Origin of the sequence: Salinibius halmophilus (genome assembly GCF_003577475.1) — a bacterium.
GTDB lineage: Bacteria > Pseudomonadota > Gammaproteobacteria > Pseudomonadales > Natronospirillaceae > Salinibius > Salinibius halmophilus.
Window position 1 is genome coordinate 219,005 of sequence record NZ_QPEP01000002.1, and the last position, 17,244, is coordinate 236,248.

16 protein-coding genes are annotated in these 17,244 nt (G+C 50.0%); 8 read left to right on the top strand and 8 right to left on the bottom strand.

Features of this window, described 5'->3' with window-relative positions:
- Window positions 1-109 precede the first annotated feature (109 nt).
- Window positions 110-1,510 (top strand): aminotransferase-like domain-containing protein, encoded by a 1,401-nt coding sequence (locus DUW71_RS02645; protein WP_119393686.1) that lies wholly within the window; start codon window positions 110-112, stop codon window positions 1,508-1,510.
- On the opposite strand, the gene DUW71_RS02650 is transcribed toward DUW71_RS02645, so the two are convergent.
- Window positions 1,494-1,946: an EVE domain-containing protein gene (locus tag DUW71_RS02650; RefSeq protein WP_119393687.1), complete on the bottom strand. Its 453-nt coding sequence runs from the start codon at window positions 1,944-1,946 to the stop codon at window positions 1,494-1,496. The two genes, DUW71_RS02645 and DUW71_RS02650, sit on opposite strands and share 17 nt — an antisense overlap.
- An 86-nt stretch (window positions 1,947-2,032) precedes the next feature.
- Window positions 2,033-3,067 carry a P-loop NTPase family protein gene (locus tag DUW71_RS02655; RefSeq protein ID WP_119393688.1) on the bottom strand — a complete coding sequence of 345 codons (1,035 nt, stop codon included), beginning with the start codon at window positions 3,065-3,067 and terminating at the stop codon, window positions 2,033-2,035.
- A gap of 178 nt (window positions 3,068-3,245) precedes the next feature.
- Here DUW71_RS02655 and DUW71_RS02660 point away from each other — a divergent pair, with 178 nt between their 5' ends.
- The 3 genes from DUW71_RS02660 to hepT all read left to right on the top strand — a co-directional run bounded on the left by DUW71_RS02660 (window position 3,246) and on the right by hepT (window position 5,580).
- The gene (locus DUW71_RS02660) at window positions 3,246-4,628 is read left to right on the top strand and encodes a Fic family protein (RefSeq protein ID WP_119393689.1); all 1,383 of its coding nucleotides are present in this window, start codon (window positions 3,246-3,248) and stop codon (window positions 4,626-4,628) included.
- Between the two features lie 168 nt (window positions 4,629-4,796).
- Complete coding sequence (gene mntA / locus DUW71_RS02665) at window positions 4,797-5,186, top strand: type VII toxin-antitoxin system MntA family adenylyltransferase antitoxin (protein ID WP_119393690.1); 390 nt, start codon at window positions 4,797-4,799, stop codon at window positions 5,184-5,186.
- Window positions 5,179-5,580: a type VII toxin-antitoxin system HepT family RNase toxin gene (gene hepT, locus DUW71_RS02670; RefSeq protein ID WP_119393691.1), complete on the top strand. Its 402-nt coding sequence runs from the start codon at window positions 5,179-5,181 to the stop codon at window positions 5,578-5,580. The genes mntA and hepT overlap by 8 nt, the downstream gene beginning before the upstream one ends.
- A 231-nt stretch (window positions 5,581-5,811) precedes the next feature.
- Here hepT and DUW71_RS02675 read toward each other — a convergent pair whose 3' ends face one another.
- The 5 genes from DUW71_RS02675 to rpmE all read right to left on the bottom strand — a co-directional run bounded on the left by DUW71_RS02675 (window position 5,812) and on the right by rpmE (window position 11,921).
- Window positions 5,812-7,542: an acyl-CoA dehydrogenase family protein gene (locus tag DUW71_RS02675; RefSeq protein ID WP_119393692.1), complete on the bottom strand. Its 1,731-nt coding sequence runs from the start codon at window positions 7,540-7,542 to the stop codon at window positions 5,812-5,814.
- 9 nt (window positions 7,543-7,551) lie between these two features.
- Window positions 7,552-9,336, bottom strand: coding sequence for an acyl-CoA dehydrogenase C-terminal domain-containing protein (locus tag DUW71_RS02680; RefSeq protein WP_119393693.1), 1,785 nt, complete (start codon window positions 9,334-9,336; stop codon window positions 7,552-7,554).
- Between the two features lie 141 nt (window positions 9,337-9,477).
- The gene (locus tag DUW71_RS02685) at window positions 9,478-10,119 is read right to left on the bottom strand and encodes a SanA/YdcF family protein (RefSeq protein ID WP_119393694.1); all 642 of its coding nucleotides are present in this window, start codon (window positions 10,117-10,119) and stop codon (window positions 9,478-9,480) included.
- A complete protein-coding gene (locus DUW71_RS02690) occupies window positions 10,119-11,360 on the bottom strand; it encodes a malic enzyme-like NAD(P)-binding protein (RefSeq protein ID WP_119393695.1) in 1,242 nt (413 codons plus the stop codon). Before DUW71_RS02690 ends, DUW71_RS02685 begins: the two co-directional genes overlap by 1 nt.
- Before the next feature lie 342 nt (window positions 11,361-11,702).
- Window positions 11,703-11,921: a 50S ribosomal protein L31 gene (rpmE, locus tag DUW71_RS02695; protein ID WP_119393696.1), complete on the bottom strand. Its 219-nt coding sequence runs from the start codon at window positions 11,919-11,921 to the stop codon at window positions 11,703-11,705.
- A gap of 132 nt (window positions 11,922-12,053) precedes the next feature.
- On the opposite strand from rpmE, the gene DUW71_RS02700 reads away from it, so the two are divergent.
- From DUW71_RS02700 to hslU, 4 genes are all read left to right on the top strand, one after another.
- Window positions 12,054-14,213, top strand: a complete 2,160-nt coding sequence (locus DUW71_RS02700) for a primosomal protein N' (protein WP_158583843.1) — start codon at window positions 12,054-12,056, stop codon at window positions 14,211-14,213.
- A gap of 62 nt (window positions 14,214-14,275) precedes the next feature.
- A complete protein-coding gene (locus DUW71_RS02705) occupies window positions 14,276-14,872 on the top strand; it encodes an SPOR domain-containing protein (protein WP_119393698.1) in 597 nt (198 codons plus the stop codon).
- 74 nt (window positions 14,873-14,946) lie between these two features.
- The gene (hslV, locus tag DUW71_RS02710; protein WP_119393699.1) at window positions 14,947-15,474 is read left to right on the top strand and encodes an ATP-dependent protease subunit HslV; all 528 of its coding nucleotides are present in this window, start codon (window positions 14,947-14,949) and stop codon (window positions 15,472-15,474) included.
- Window positions 15,475-15,481: 7 nt separating this feature from the next.
- Window positions 15,482-16,804 (top strand): ATP-dependent protease ATPase subunit HslU, encoded by a 1,323-nt coding sequence (gene hslU, locus DUW71_RS02715; protein ID WP_325048579.1) that lies wholly within the window; start codon window positions 15,482-15,484, stop codon window positions 16,802-16,804.
- A 39-nt stretch (window positions 16,805-16,843) separates the two neighbouring features.
- Here the strand turns inward: hslU and DUW71_RS02720 are convergent, their stop codons facing one another.
- Window positions 16,844-17,224: a hypothetical protein gene (locus DUW71_RS02720; protein WP_119393701.1), complete on the bottom strand. Its 381-nt coding sequence runs from the start codon at window positions 17,222-17,224 to the stop codon at window positions 16,844-16,846.
- Between the last annotated feature and the right edge of the window lie 20 nt (window positions 17,225-17,244).

Sequence of the window (17,244 nt, forward strand, 5' to 3'; positions counted from 1 at the left end):
CCTGTTGAAAACACAGATATGATCGGCTAGCCTCTATTTAGATAACAGACACATTTTTATTATATTTTTAGATAACAGATTAGCTCAACAGTCCTGGAAATCAGCTAAAGTGAAATATCCACAGGTCGCCAGTCAGATTCTCGGTCAGATTCAGCAACAAGCTTTGCCCTATGGCAGCAAGATGCCGTCGCTGCGCAAGCTGTGTCAGCAGTTCAATATCAGTCTGACCACGGCTCGCAATACCTATGAGCACCTTGAACAGCAAGGCTGGTTAGTGGCAAAACCCCGCTCGGGTTATTTTGTTAGCTTACCGCTCAACAATGAGCGCCTGCCTTCAACACCTAAGTTCACTGGGCGCATTCAGCAAATCGAGCCGGTGCAGCATCCTTGGGCACTGAGCGACGAGCATCCGTTTGGTTATTCACGTACCCAGCCAAACTGGTTTCCTGAAGCAGCCTTTCGCCAAGCGATGAAACAAGCTTGCGCCAATGAGCTAACCGAACTTTGCCGTCAGCCACATTTTTTAGGGCTGGATAAACTTAGGCAAACCCTTAGTCATCATTGGCAGCAATTCGAGCTAAGCATTGATCCTAACGAGCTAATGATTACCACCGGCTGCTTAGATGCTGTGCGTTTGGCACTAAAAAGCTGCACCAAAGACGGTGATGCCATCGCTGTCAGCTCACCTTGTTTTGATGGTTTGTTGCAAGTTTTGGCGCAAGAGAATCGGCGGGTGATTGAGCTGCCTTGCACACAAGATGGTTTAGATCTGACTCAATTAGAAGTTCTGATGAGCAGTGGCGCGATTAAAGCTGGGTTATTTAGCAGCAACCACTTAAACCCACTGGGCATTAGTCTGCCAACCGAGCAAAAGCAGCAACTGGCACAAATGGCCGCCAAGTATCAGTGCCCTATTATTGAAGACGATGTGTATTTTGAGCTGGGCTATTTGCAGCAACCACTGCCGATTAAACATTGGGACGACAGTGGTTATGTGCTCTGGTGCGGCTCGATGGCCAAAAGTTTGGGTGAAGGTATTCGCGTTGGTTGGTGTGCAACAGGCCAGTTTAAACAGCAGGCCATCGAAGTGGCGGCACCCATTTTTAGCCAACCACCGCTGCTAATGCAGGCGGCACTGTCGAACTTTATCAACAACCGCCAATATCAGCGCCACTTGTCATCTGTACGCAGCAAATTGCAGCAAAACATGGCCGAATACCGCCAGTATTTGCTGCAGAATTTACCCGATAACTTTCGTATTAGTTTGCCTGAGGGCGGCACGGTTTTGTGGATAGAAGCGCGCTACTCCCCTAACGAGAAGCCACTCAACGAATTGCCGCTCAAAGACTTGCCATTTAACCTGCGCCAAGGCAGTCGCTTTACCACGCGCCAGCAGTATCAGAACTACTGTCGAATTAACTTTGGTTGGGCGCTTAGCGACGAGTTTAATGGCAACCGTTTGCATGATGATTTGGCCAACCTAGTGCAGGCACTTATTGAGCTAGGCTAATAATTTGCTGCCAATCCGCATCCGTCACTGGCATCACCGATAACCGTCCTGACTTTTTAAGTGCCAACTCGGTAATCGCCTCGTCGGCTTTAATCTGCTTTAGCGTTACCGGCTTTGTAAGCGTTGAACGATAGGCAATGTCGACACACACCCAGCGCGGCTTGTCTTCGGTCGCTTTTTCGTCAAAGTACTTCGAGCTGACATCAAACTGAGCAGGATCTGGGTAGGCAGCTTTCACCACTTCGGCAATGCCCACTACAGCCGGCACCTTGCAACTTGAGTGATAAATAAACACCCGGTCACCCACCTGCATATCATCACGCATAAAGTTACGCGCTTGGTAGTTGCGAATGCCATCCCAGCGGGTAGTGCCCTCGCGCTTTAGGTCTGCAAGCGAGTAAGCATCGGGTTCTGTTTTTACCAGCCAATTTGCCATGATCTTGTCCACATGTAGAGTTATACCTACAGTCTACCTAAGCTTGCAATCCAGCGAAATTGGCTAGTGGTTTTGATTATTGCTTCTTAAGCAGATTTGCTTAGCTGCATCCCCAATGCCGGTAAAATCATCTCAGGGTCTACAAGCTGTTCTAAGCCATAAATTGGCAAGCCAATGGCACTTTCTGCTTCGCGCCTTGCTAGTGGTGAACGGCTGATAACCCCACCAACAAAGGCAACTGGGTAGTGATGCTGACCTAACCAGCGCACGCCTTCAATCGCCGACATAGCATCGCGGGCTGTAAAAATGGCGCAGTCGACCATTTTGTTAAAGTCTTCGTCTATCAACAAAGCATGCGTTTCTCGCTGCAATAAACCATCGGCCACTTCAATCACAATGCTGTCCACACCCTGGCTGGCAACAAAGTTAACTAACTTGCGCGTGCTTTGTTTTACATAGTCGATATCTTCTAGGTAGCTGGTTGCCATGCCCGCGTCGGTGAAGTCGAGGGCGAAGTCAGCACCCGCGTCTTGCATGAGCCATAAATCACCTCCTGCGCCAGTGCCGGTAACCTTTAGTGCCGCCACACACTGGCCTGCGGCTTTAAGGCCATTAATTAAAAACGCAGCTGTGGTGGTTTTACCGGCATTCATCGCCGTGCCAGCTACCAGATAAATATTTGGGCGCTTAAACGCTGCAGGCTTGTCTTCTACTTGATAGTGACGCAGGTTAATCACCTCACCTTCTTGGTTAGTGATCATACCTACCGGCTCAATACTGGTTGGTTTCAGAATACGGTCATGCCACGCTAGTGCTCGTGAGGCAATGCCCCCGGCGGCAACCAAATGACAAGGGCTTAAATCTTCAGGTAACTCAGATTCAAACTGATCTGGTGCGTAACGGTTGCCATAGGCCACGATGATAAGATCACCCAAAAACATTTTTGCTTTACGGCCATCGGGGCGCTCAATTTTTGTGTGGTGACCAATCTCGGTAACACGAGCCAGCACTAGGTCACCGGCTTTTGGCTGCGCATCTGTCGTCAGGCCAGCGAAGTCTGAGGCAGGTACATTGCGAGTAGAAAAAGCGCGCTTGGCGCCAGCAAAAATTGATCCGTTCATGAGAAATCCTGCAAGGCTAAATTAGGTTGTGTGCTTCAATAAACACAACTTTATCTAACCCTCTCTGACGCAATCGTGAGGGGCGCTGTCAGGTTTGTGTAAGCTAGCAGTAGTCACATTGGCGCAGTTTATAAAGCTGCGCCATAATTAGCGTAATAACTGCGCCAGCGAGTTGATAATGGATAGCCTTACCCTACTGCTCAATATTATTCGCCAACATCAGCAGGGCATTCGCCTTGATGAGCTACTATTGCTGCAACCGAACATGGCAAGGCGCACGGTACAACGCCATATCAAACAATTAATTGAGCAAAATAAAGTGGTCGCTTTTGGCGAAGGCCGAGCACGCAAGTACTTTGCCCAGTTTCAAGCAGGCAGCCAGACAATAGCTGAGCCAACGTTAAGCGCCTACAACATTGATAGCATTCCTATTTCGCTGGATGCCAAAGACATTGCGGCGTATATCGAACGCCCTATACAAGGCAGAACACCAGTTGGCTACCAAGTTGAATTTTTGGCGGACTATCAGCCTAACCATACTTATTATTTGCCCGAGCCAACCCGGCGCCAGTTGCACAAAATGGGGCAAACCAGTGCCGTTGAACAACCTGCGGGTACCTACAGCAGAGCTGTATTAAACAGGCTGTTAATTGATTTATCTTGGGCATCGAGCCACCTAGAGGGCAACACCTACTCAAGGTTAGATACCGTAAAGTTAATCGAGCAAGGCAACGCTGCAACTGGCAAAGCCAGTATCGAAACTCAGATGATTTTGAACCATAAGTCTGCCATTGAGCTCTTGGTCGAGAATATTTCAGATGTGGGCATAGACAGATACACATTATTGAACCTGCATGCCACGCTTGCCGAAAACTTACTACCCGATATGGAAGACGAAGGGCGTGTTCGCCAGCACGCGGTTGATAAAGGCTTAAGCGTGTATCGGCCGTTATCGGCGCCGCAGCAAATTGAACATCAATTAGAAGTGTTGCTCGGCAAAGCCAATCTGATCACCGACCCATTTGAACAATCGTTCTTTCTAATGGTGCACCTGCCCTATTTGCAACCCTTTGCCGATATCAACAAACGCACATCGCGCTTAATGGCCAACTTGCCATTGTTTAAAGCCAACCTATGCCCGCTTACCTTTATTGATGTACCGGAAGCAGCCTATAGCCGCGCTACTTTGGGTATCTATGAGATGACCCGCATCGAGTTGCTACGGGATCTGTATGTGTGGGCCTACGAACGTTCGACTAAGGCATATATATCGATCAAACGCGGCCTCAGTGAACCCGATCCACTGCGCTTAAAGTGGCGCAGTTTCATTAAACAAACAGTGCGTGAGGTAGTGTTACTGGCCGAGTCGAGTGATAGCACTAAGCCAGAGGAAGGCCTAGCGTTGGTTGAAAAGCTAGTCGCAGAGCAAATACCAACTAGCGAACAAGATAGCGTGCGAGCATTAGTTATTGCCGAGCTGCGCAGTTTGCACGAAGGCGTGCTAGCGCGTTATGGCCTGCGACCGTCGCAGTATGAAAAATGGAAGTTAAGTGGGTTGTAACGTTAAGTGTTGCCCGACCGCTCATTGCGGTCGTGGAGCCTGCGGCTTGAATGACTGAGGCTAGACACCCGCCTCCGCGGGTGTGACTCAATCGAGCCTTGCCTATCACTGGTGAAACCTTGGTAACACCAGTAAACTGCTAGATATTGGTTGATCAAGTGGTTCGAGATGGATATCCAACAGCAATGCTTACAACTCGCTGAAGCAGACGACAATATTGTCGCCCTATGGCTTTATGGTTCTCGGGCTAAAGGCACTGAAAGCGAGCATAGTGATTATGACCTTGCAGTGGCCTTTGATTCATTTATTGAAGATGAGCTTGAGCGACGTTTACGACCCGAAACACTAGCGCTCGAGTGGCAGCAGGAACTAGGGCTAGCAGAATTCACGTTAAGCATTGCCGATATTGATCATGTGCCATTGCCCTTAGCCTATTCAATTATCACTACCGGTAAGCTGCTGTATTCGAGCAATGGTCTTCGCGTGGCCCGCACTGAAAACAAAATCACCTCCATGTGGGAGGTAGACTACCAGTATCATAGGAAGCACTATGGATGAGGCTTATAAAGCAGCGATGCAAGAGCAAGTAGCCACCATTGCCGAAGAGCTAGCCGAGCTAGACGCTGCGCTGAAAGAGAAGGGGTACCTATCTAGCATTGAATATCGCGCTGCCGAACGAAATTTACAGCTAATCGTTGAAGCTTGTATTGGCATCACCAAACAAACGTTAAAAACGCAGGGCGTTGTGGTGCCAAACGAAGCACGGCAGGCATTTGATAAACTAAAGAGCCTCGGGCAAGACGCCACTGATATTCCTTGGACAAAAGTTGTGGGTATGCGTAATGCGCTGGTACACGACTATTTGAACCTAGATCGCCAACGTATTGTGGCGGTGATTAAACAAGGTTTTCACCGGCCGTTGATTGAGTTTGCGGTGGATAAGCTTAAGTAGGTTTCACAAACCGCAGGTTTGGGAAACAAAACCCTGCGTCACACCCGAGTGTTTTTATCGGGTGTCTAATTTGCTTTTTTGAATATGGTAATTAGATTCCCGCCTGCGCGGGAATGACTGTTGCCCGGCCACAAAATACCGTGGCCGTGCAACCTAGGGTTTGAATGACTAAGGCTAGACACCCGCCTTCGCGGGTGTGACGAAGGGGGTGTCGCGGGGTGGGTGTGACGGCTACCTCGGTGTTGTTCTTGGGTCGCAGTCGGTGATGACGCAGTGGCCGGCCATGATGCGAGCGAAGATGGCGTCGTCTTCTACGAGCCAGCGGCGCTCGAAGTAGTTGCTCAGTTGGCGTTTGTGATGGTGCAACTCGCTATCGCTATTGGCGGCATGGCGCATGCGCAGCCACATTTCACCGGCCATCGCTAGGCCAACTAAGCGCAAGAAGTCGACGGCAACGGCATTGACTAGCACGGCTTGGTCGCGCTGGCTTTGCAGTACAAAGTCGGCCGCTTGCTCCACTAGTTTTAATGTATGGCGCAATCGCTCACCGTCCACTCCTGCTGCAATGACTCGAGCATCGGCTAGCCAGGTTTGCAGCCATTTGCCTTGATTGGCGACAACCTTGCGGCCAAGCAAATCCAGCGCTTGTATACCATTGGTGCCTTCATAAATTTGAGCAATGCGGGCATCACGCACAAGCTGCTCTACTTCCCATTCTGCTACATAACCATGGCCACCCAGAACCTGTTGCGCGGTAACACAGGCATCGAAGCCACGGTCGGTGAGCCAGGCTTTTACCACAGGAGTAATCAGCGCCACATAGCCATTGGCTTTGGCTTTTTGCTCGTCGTCGGTGCTAAAGCTTGCAATGTCTAACCATTGTCCAGCCCAGGCTGCCATCGCTCGGCCACTTTCCACAAAGGCTTGCACGTCTAATAACATGCGCCGCACGTCAGGCAACTCCACTATTGGGTCGGCTGGTTTGTTTGGTTGGCTAGCGGCTGCTGGGTTGCGCCCTTGTAAGCGCTCACTAGCGTAATCGAGCGCAATTTGATTAGCACGCTCGGCAAGCCCTAGTCCTTGCAAGCCAATTGATACCCGCTCGTAGTTCATCATGGTGAACATATATTTCAGGCCTTGATGAGGCTCGCCAACCAAGTAGCCTTCGGCGCCATCAAAGTTCATCACACAGGTGGCTGAGCCTTTAATGCCCATTTTGTGCTCGATCGAGCCACAAAACACCTGATTGCGCTCACCGTTTGCCAATACTTTCGGCACAATAAACAGCGAGATACCACGTGTTCCGGCTGGGGCGTCGGGCAGTTTGGCCAGCACCAAATGAATGATGTTATCGGTTAAATCATGCTCGCCACCGGTGATAAAAATCTTAGTACCGGTGAGCCTATACGTATCACCATCTGGCTCGGCTTTGGTTTTCATAATGCCTAAGTCCGAACCACAATGCGGTTCGGTTAAGCACATGGTGCCACTCCACTCACCACTGTATAGCAGCGGCAAGTATTGCTGCTTTTGCGCTTCGCTAGCATGCGAGGCAAGCAACAAGGCGGCACCGGCACTGAGTAGTGGATACAAGGCTAGGCTGGTATTGCCACCATGAATCATTTCTTCAATCAGGGCCGAGAGCATTTTCGGCATGCCCATGCCACCGTACTCGGGTTTGCCTATTAAGCCAATCCAGCCTGCTTCGGCCCAGTCTTTATAGGCAGCTTTGAAGCCGTTTGGAGTGGTAACGGCGGTGCCTTGATGATGACACCCTTGCTCGTCGCCACTGCGGTTCAGAGGGCTCCAGCTTTGGCTTACTTGTTTACCGGCTTCTTCTAGAATGGCGCCAGCGTCCTCTAACGTGACGTCGAGCCCTAGTTGCTGCCAGTTTTTTTCTGCACCCAGCACCTCTTGCAAGATGAACTGCATGTCTTTTAGTGGTGGCACATAATCCGCCATAACAACCCCCTAGAAGTTATCATCCGCCATTGACGTGAGCGTATCTGGATCACCCAAGATGCCATAACGATGGGCACTGCAACGCGGTAACATGCGCTCAAAATAGAAGCGTGCCGTTTTAATTTTGGCTTCGTAGAAGGCTTCTTCGCTATCGCCTTCGGCCAGTTTTTGATGTGCCACTTGCGCCATGCGGGCCCAGAACCAGCCAAGCAATACATAACCAGCAAACATCATATAGTCATAGGCCGCAGCGCCAACTACGGTGCGGTCGGTCATGGCTTTCATGCCAAGGGCTTGGGTCATGCTTTCTAGTTCTTTCATCCGCTTGGCAAGCGGTGCAACAAACTCACCCATGGCATAGTCTTGGCTCATCACTTTCATAGAGCCTTCAATCTCTTTGGCGAGCACTTTAAGCAAGGCGCCGTTACTGCCTAGAATTTTGCGCCCTAGCAGGTCGAGTGATTGAATGGCCGTAGTGCCTTCATAAATGGTGGAAATGCGGGTATCGCGAACAATTTGCTCCATGCCGTAGTCTTTAACAAAACCAGCGCCACCATGAATTTGCACCCCGTGGTTAGTGGTTTCTACAGCCAGCTCGGTCAAAAATGCTTTTGCGACTGGTGTAACCACCGACAGCAACTGGTCGGCGGCTTTGGCGTTCTCGCCGCCTTGGCGGACAATATCAACAAACTGACTGGCGTAGGCCAGCATGGCACGCCCCCCCTCGGCAACGGCTTTTTGGGTAAATAGCATGCGCCGCACATCTGGATGCACAATAATTGGGTCGGCTGGTTTGTCTGGCATGGCTGGGCCGTTTAGTGCCCGCATGGCTAGGCGGTCTTTGGCGTATGCCAGTGCACCCTGGTAACTTAGTTCAGTAGCCGACACCCCTTGAATAGCGGTGCCAATACGCGCGAAGTTCATAAAGGTAAACATGCAGTTGAGGCCTTTATTTGGTGGCCCGATCAACCAGCCTTTGGCTTCGTCGAAGTTTAATACGGCTGTGGCATTACCATGAATGCCCATTTTTTCTTCAATAGAGCCACAAACCACACCATTGCGCTCACCAACCTCGCCTGCCTCGTTTGGAACATACTTAGGCACGATAAATAGCGAGATACCCTTGGTGCCCGCCGGCGCATCGGGTAGTCGGGCTAGTACAATGTGCACGATGTTGTCGGTCATATCGTGCTCGCCTGCCGAGATATAAATTTTATTGCCGGTAATGGCATAGCTGCCATCGTCGTTGGGTACGGCTTTGGTTTTAAGTAGGCCTAGGTCTGAGCCACAGTGCGGTTCGGTTAAGCACATGGTGCCCGTCCACTCGCCACTTACAAGTTTTGGCAAATACAGCTGCTGCTGTTCGTCGGTGCCGTGCTGTTCTAGGGTATTAATGGCGCCATGGCTAAGCCCTGGATACATGGCCCACGCCCAGTTTGCTGCGCCTGCCATTTCGGACACGATATTGGCGATTGATTCAGGCAGCCCTTGGCCGCCGAACTTTTCTTCAGCTGCCAAAGATGGCCAGCCGCTATCTACCCATTGTTGATAGGCTTCTTTAAAGCCGTCTGGGGTGGTCACCACGCCGTCATTAAACTTGCACCCCTGCTCGTCTCCCACTGCATTAAGGGGTGACAGTACTTCCTCGCAGAACTTACCGGCTTCTTGCACAATGGCATCCACCATATCGCGCGTGGCATCTTCGGCCCCTAGGGCCTGATAGTGCTCTTCACTGTTGAGTAATTCCCACAATACAAACTGATAATCACGAATAGGAGCTTTGTAAGCTGGCATAACGGCCTCCGGGCAACATGTTGTACCTAACATTTGAACAATAGGAGGTGTTTTTTTGATCAGCCCAATTATTTCAGCAATGTATCATTACCGGAAATAAATTCTCAAATGAACATCAATTAGTGAAAAAAGGGAATCTATCTAGGGCAGTTCGATTGGCTCGGCAGGGCCAACAAATTTAGCCTGCCTGCCCATTAGGGTGTCTAAAATGGCAACATTGCGCGCCAGCACTTCACGCAGGCGCACTCGGGCATTCCACCACCAGTGTGGCTCGGCCGCGGCAACGCCTTGGGCTTGCATGCCCACTTGTTCAGCCAGAAAAAGGGCTCTGGGCAGGTGAAAGGGTTGGCTGACGACCAGCATGTGATCTAGGCCAAATACTTTGTGGGCTCGTTGAACAGAGTCGAGGGTGCGAAAACCGGCATAGTCGAGCACGATGGCAGACTCGGGTACACCTAAGCGCATTAGATCGCGCTGCATTTGCACAGGTTCGTTATAAGCCAGCGTGCCATTGTCGCCACTTACCAATAATATTTTCACGCGCCCACTTTGGTATAGCTCGGCGGCGCGATTAATGCGATTTTGATAATACTGGTTAATACCACCGCCCACTAAGAACTTGCTTGTGCCAAGTACCAGTGCAACATCAGAGGTGAATGGTGTAGGTTGGCCTGAAGAGGTGATGGCTGGCTGGTAGCGCCACTCAAACCAGCCATCTATGAAAAGCACTGTGAGTAAAGCAACGGTTGTTAAGCGAATTCCCCAAAGTGCTATGGTTTTCATTATTCTCGATATTTTTCCGGCAATGGCGCACGCGCCGCACCGGTTTCCTGAGCCGAGCGCGCTACTGCACCTGCAACAACTTTCAATAAACGAGCATCTAATGGCTTGGGAATAATATAGGTAGGACCAAACGCCATTTGCTCAACGCCGTAGGCGACCTTAACCTCTTCTGGTACATCTTGTCGAGCCAAATCGGCTAACGCCCTGGCAGCAGCTAGCTTCATGTCGTCGTTAATTTCCTTGGCACGTACATCCAAAGCACCACGGAAGATAAACGGGAAGCCGAGCACATTGTTTACTTGGTTCGGGTAATCTGAGCGGCCAGTGGCCATAATCAAATCATCACGGGTTGCCATGGCAACGTCGTAAGCAATTTCTGGATCGGGGTTAGAGCAGGCAAACACGATTGGTCGGTTGGCCATGGTGTTGAGCTGCTCGGCTGTAAGCAGGTCTGGTCCAGACAAGCCTAAAAATACGTCGGCACCGGCAATGGCGTCGTCTAGCGTGCGCTTAGTGGTTTCGTTGGCAAACTCTGCTTTGTAAACGCTTAGGTCGGCTCGGCCGGTGTGAATGACACCTTTGCGGTCGAGCATATAGATGTTTTCTTTTTTCATTCCCGCTAGTACTAATAAGCGACAGCAAGAAATAGCTGCCGCGCCAGCACCCAAGCAGACCAACTTGGCGTTTTCAATTTTTTTGTTTTGCAACTCAAGCGCATTGAGCATGCCAGCCAGGGTAACAATAGCAGTACCGTGCTGGTCATCGTGGAAAACCGGAATATCGCACAACGCTTTTAAGCGCTTTTCAATTTCAAAGCACTCTGGCGCTTTAATGTCTTCCAAGTTGATGCCACCATAGGTTTTATGGATCAGCTCAACGGTGCGCACAAACTCATCGACGTCTTCGGTTTCTACTTCTACATCTATCGAATCGACGTTGGCGAAACGCTTAAATAACAGTGACTTACCCTCCATCACTGGTTTAGACGCCAGCGCCCCTAGGTTACCTAAACCTAAAATGGCTGAGCCGTTGGAAATGACCGCCACAAGGTTACCTTTCATTGTATATTTGAAAGCATTTTCTTCATCGGCAGCAATTTCTTTTACTGGTGCCGCTACACCAGGCGAATAGGCCAAGGCTAAGTCATGTGATGTGGCCGTAGGTGTGGTAATTTCAATCGTTAGTTTGCCGGGTGTTGGTTCGGCATGATAATGGAGCGCTTCTTTATTTAGATCCGACATAATGTCATCCTAGTTCTGGCTCGCCTAGCGGAACCTTAAACTCGTGCGTTATTAAACAGCCAGAGCTTTGCCGAGTTTTGTAGGCTCCTTTTACATTGCGATATGTGTAACAAACAGAAAATTGGCCTTTTATTGGCCATACGACTTAGGCTAGTGCAAAGTTTGCAAAATGAGCGACTTAATTACATTAAGTAACAACTCAACAACCTTATCAATGCTGCAAATTGCGGCTTTTCTGCAAAGGAGAGAGGGTTGAGTATTGTAATGAAGCGTTACAATTAGGCGAGAGGGAAAACAAAAAAAGCGCCATGAAAGGCGCTTTTTATTGACTTAGGTCGACTATTACTTAGAAGACAGCTTACGAGCGCCGAAACGCTTGTTGAAGCGATCAACACGGCCGCCAGAGTCAACAATTTTCTGCTTACCAGTGTAGAACGGGTGGCACTGAGAGCATACGTCTAGTGACATGTCTGAACCCTTGGTAGAGCGAGTTTTGATTTCGTTACCGCAAGAACACTTTGCAGTAATTTCATTGTATTCTGGGTGGATACCTTTTTGCATTAGAATGCTCCTATTCGTGACGCCGCTACCAAATGCACTTTGCTTTGGCACCGCATCGGTTCTGACTGAGATATCAGTCATTGGTTACAAGGCGGCGGATTTTATCAGCTTTCAACTAATAGACAAAGTATTTTGACTTCAACCATTGCAGAAATTTCGATCAATCGACCTTTGTTCCAAAGCTTCGATTACCTAGCCCCCAGCGACGTTCAGGTAGGTCAACGGGTCGTCATCCCTTATGGGCGCGGCAATCAAACCCTTGTTGGGGTCATTACGGGGCTAGTAGATGAATCAAAGTTTTCACGGTTGAAGCATGTACAGCAGGTCCTCGACCCAGAGCCGGTGTTTTCAACCCAACAGCTAGCGCTCGCGAGGTGGATTGCCAACTATTACCAGCAAGCCTTGGGCGAAGTATTGTTTGCCATGCTGCCAAATCGCTTGCGCCAAGATAACTCTAGCGAACCCAACCAGAGTACTTACCTAAAACTTTGCCAGCATGAAAACGTACCCGGCAGTAAACAGAAGCGCTTGCTGGATTTACTTGCAGAAAGTGATGGCCAGCAGCTTTCCATGTCGGAAGTTCGGCTCAACGGATTTACCACCCAAACCATTAACAGCTTAATTAAACGAGCCTGCATTGAGCGCCTTAAGCTAGATGATGAACCCAGTGTATGGCACGGCGAGCAACAAGAGAAATTAACGCCATCACGCGAACAGGCGACAGTACTGAACGACATTAAGTTAGAACAACCAGGCTGCCACCTTTTATACGGCGTTACCGGCAGTGGTAAAACCGAGGTGTATTTGCAGCTTATTGAGCGCTGCTTGGCAGCCGGAAAACAAGCACTGGTGTTAATTCCAGAAATTGGCCTAACCCCACAAACGGTGCGCCGATTTCAACAGCGATTTGCCCGCCCGATTGCTGTATTGCATTCAGGCCTGAGCGATAGTGAGCGCTTAAACCAGTGGTTATTTGTTAAACACAACAAGGTAGACATTGTACTAGGCACGCGCTCGGCAGTGTTCGCACCACTGGCCAACCTTGGCTTGGTAATCGTTGACGAGGAACACGACACCTCATACAAGCAGCAAGATGGCATTCGCTATCAAGCCCGTGATGTGGCCATTAAGCGTGCATTTGATGATGGCATACCAGTGTTGCTAGGTTCAGCTACGCCAAGCTTAGAAAGCTTAAACAATGCTTGGTCAGGAAAGTTTCACTGGCACCAGCTAACTGAACGCACTGGTCGCGCGCAAATTCCTAATATCGAAATGGTTGATATGCGCCACGCTCAGCTGACCGCTGGGTTAGCAGAGCGAACGCTAAAGCGTATGCAGCAACACCTCGCAGATGGCAATCAAGTGATGGTGTTTTTAAATCGCCGTGGCTGGGCACCAAGTGTGATGTGCCAAAGTTGTGGCTGGCTCGCCGACTGCCCTAATTGCGATGCACGCTTGGTACTGCATCAACACAGTAGCCAATTAAAGTGCCACCATTGCGGCTGGCAACACCCAAAACCGCAACATTGCCCATCTTGCCAAAGCCCGGAGCTTGTTGGCCTAGGGCTGGGCACCGAGAAGCAAACCGATATATTAGAACAGCAGTTTGCCAACACACCTATTATTCGCATCGATCGCGACACAGCAAACCAACCAGGTGGCATAGCCAAGCTACTGGCCGATGTACCCGAGAAGGGGCCGGCGTTAATTGTGGGCACACAAATGCTGGCCAAGGGCCACCATATTCCCAATATTACTTTAGTCGTGGTCACCGATGGCGATGCTGGTTTTTGGGGCGTTGACTACCGTGCTAGCGAGCGTATGGCGCAGCTATTAACACAGGTGGCTGGCCGCTCCGGGCGTGGCGAGCGCCATGGTGAAGTATTAGTCCAGTCACGCTACCCTGAGCACCCGTTTTTCAGCCAGCTAATCAACTTTGGTTATTTGGGCAGTGCCCGCCATTGGCTAAATGAGCGCCAGCAAGCATTGCTGCCACCCTATCACTCGCACGCCATCATTCGCTGCGACGCACCACATGACTGGCAAGCTGCACAAGTTTTGCGCCAGTTGGTCGCTCAGTTAACCGAGGCACAAGTGAACATTCGCGTACTTGGCCCAGTACCGGCTACCATGGCAAAACGAGCCAAATTATACCGCCAGCTTTTGCACTTCCATGCTGAGTCGCGCAGCGAACTAAACCGTTGGTTACGCTACTGCCGCACATTGTTACAAAACATGGACACGAAGCAAGCAAGCTGGCGCATAGATGTAGACCCAATAGATGTTGGCTAAATCTCATTTTTGCGCCAAAATAAGAACATACTGTGAAGTTGTTCATACTAAGGAAGTGAACCTTGCCTCGTGATTTCGCTCAAGCACCACCCCCAATCATGCCGCACAAGCGGTCGCGTGGTGGTGGCACTTTATCTGCTTTAATTGCAATTATTGTATTGTTGGCCGTTGCGGGTGGCTGGTATTTGTACCAGAACACGCCAGAGCGCCCTACCGCGCCGGTTAGCGTAGCGCCTAAACCCGAGGTGAAAGAAGCGGATATAACCGCGGTGCAAGCACCCGTAGAAAAGTTAAGCGAAGAACAAAAGCAAGAACGTGATATCGAGTTAAGCTTTTACCAAGTATTAAAAGACGAAGAGGTAGATGTTAACAAGATTCAGGTGACCAATACGACAAGCGCCACAGAAGCCAAACCTGCCGATACACGCAAGTGGTTGGTGCAAGCTGGGTCTTTTCGCAATCAAGCCGATGCCGACCGGATGCGCGCCGAGTTACTGCTTAACGGCTTAACTGAAACAACGGTCGATGCTATCAACACCGATAACGGCGAGTGGTTCCGTGTAGTGGTAGGCCCCCTTGATAACCGCTCACGCGCCAACTCGGTTAAAGACCGTTTGGTTGAGCTCGACATCCAACCGCTTACCAGGCGGGTACCTTAACCGAGTACCCTAGCCAAGGTTGAAAAGCCAAAGCATCCCCCCAATAACTAGGTCATAGTCAAGAGGAATAGATTATGACCACGATTGTATGTGTGCGTAAGGGTGACGAAGTTGCCCTTGGCGGTGATGGCCAGGTATCACTTGGCCAAACAGTCATGAAGAGCAATGCTCGTAAAGTTCGCCGCCTTTACCAAGGCCAAGTAGTGGCCGGATTTGCTGGCGCCACGGCCGATGCCTTTACCTTATTCGAAAAGTTCGAAAGCCATTTGCAGAAACACTCAGGCCACCTTACCCGCTCGGCTGTCGAGCTAGCCAAAGAGTGGCGCTCGGACCGTGCTTTGCGCAAACTTGAAGCCATGCTTATTGTCGCCGATGCCGAAACCTCACTCGTCATCAGTGGTACGGGCGATGTCGTAGAACCAGAATATGGCGTACTTGCGATTGGCTCTGGTGGCAACTTTGCCTTAGCTGCTGCGCGCGCTCTATATGACAATACTGACTTGTCTGCGACAGACATTGTGCACAAGTCACTCACCATTGCTGGCGACATCTGCGTATACAGCAACCATAACCACAACGTTGAAACGCTATCTGCTAAGTAAGGCTTTTATTATGTCGATGACGCCAAGAGAAATTGTACACAGTCTGGATAAACATATTATTGGGCAAGACAGCGCTAAACGTGCCGTTGCGGTTGCAATGCGTAACCGCTGGCGCCGTATGCAGTTGCCAGAACATCAGCGCGAAGAAATTAGCCCAAAGAACATTTTGATGATTGGCCCAACCGGCGTGGGTAAAACCGAAATTGCTCGCCGCCTAGCCAAGCTTGCTAATGCGCCGTTTATCAAAGTAGAAGCGACAAAGTTTACTGAAGTCGGCTACGTTGGCCGTGATGTGGAAACCATTATTCGCGACCTAGTAGAAACGTCGGTTAAAATGTTCCGCGAGCAAGCCATCAGCAAAAATAAACATCGCGCCGAAGATGCTGCCGAGGAACGTGTGCTTGATGCGCTACTACCACCAGCTCGCGATGCTGAAGAGACTGCCGACAGCACCACACGCCAAGTGTTTCGCAAAAAGCTGCGCCAAGGCGAGCTCGATGATAAAGAAATTGAGATCGAGATTTCAAAAGCGCCAGCGGGTGTGGAAATTATGACCCCACCGGGCATGGAAGAAATGGCGTCGCAGCTGCAAAACATGTTTTCTTCTATGGGGCGCGATAAAAAAGAATCTCAGAAACTGAAAGTGAAAGATGCGCTGAAGTTATTGGTTGAAGAAGAAGCAGCCAAACTAGTCAACGAGGATGACATTAAGTCACAAGCGGTTGAGGCTGCCGAACAAAACGGCGTAGTGTTTATTGATGAGATCGACAAAATTGCTAAAAACGACAACCGTGGCGGTGGCGACGTATCGCGAGAAGGCGTTCAGCGCGACCTATTGCCACTGATTGAAGGGGCTACCGTTAATACCAAATACGGTCAAATCAAAACCGACCATATTTTGTTTATTGCTTCAGGCGCTTTTCACTTTTCTAAGCCAAGCGACCTTATTCCAGAACTACAAGGCCGCTTACCAATTCGAGTGGAACTGTCAGCACTTACGCCAGGTGATTTTGAGAAGATTCTTGCCGCCACAGAGTTTAGCTTGGTGGAGCAGTATAAAGCCTTGTTGAGCACAGAAGGCCTAAACGTCAACTTCACTGACGATGGTATCAGCAAGGTCGCCGAGATTGCGTTTAGCGTCAACGAGAAGACCGAGAACATTGGTGCTCGCCGCTTGCACACGCTACTTGAGCGTCTGTTAGAGGAAGTCTCTTACGATGCGTCGGAATTGGCCAGTAACTCACCTGATCTGACCATTGATGCTGCTTTTGTTAGCAAACGCCTAAACGATGTTGCCCAAGATGAAGACTTGAGTCATTTTATTCTTTAAGTGACCATGCCACGGCAAAGCTGGCGAGCGCCAGCTTTGTTATCGATTACGCTTACTGTAACCAAGCCAGGTTACTTTGAATAACCCTCGCGTGAGCGCATTCAACTCATCAAGTTCAAATAACTCATCCTGCAAACGTTCGGTTAAGCGCGCTGCAACATTGGCATAAACACTGGCACTTTCTGCTTGCTCGTCCGGGTCGGGTGATGGGAACACCCAGACACATCGATTTACTAAGAAATCAATCGCTTCTTGGCGGCTATCAAACCAAGCAACATGCGGTAACTGCTTGGCGTCGTTTGGGTTATCGGAGTGCACCGAAATGCCCCAACTGTTCTTAGTTTGTGGATTCTCTACCGCGGCAATCATTGCCTTGGTAGCCATCAATAATTTCTGAGCGTAATTCGCTACTTCTGGCATACTTCCCTCTACCCCAGTAT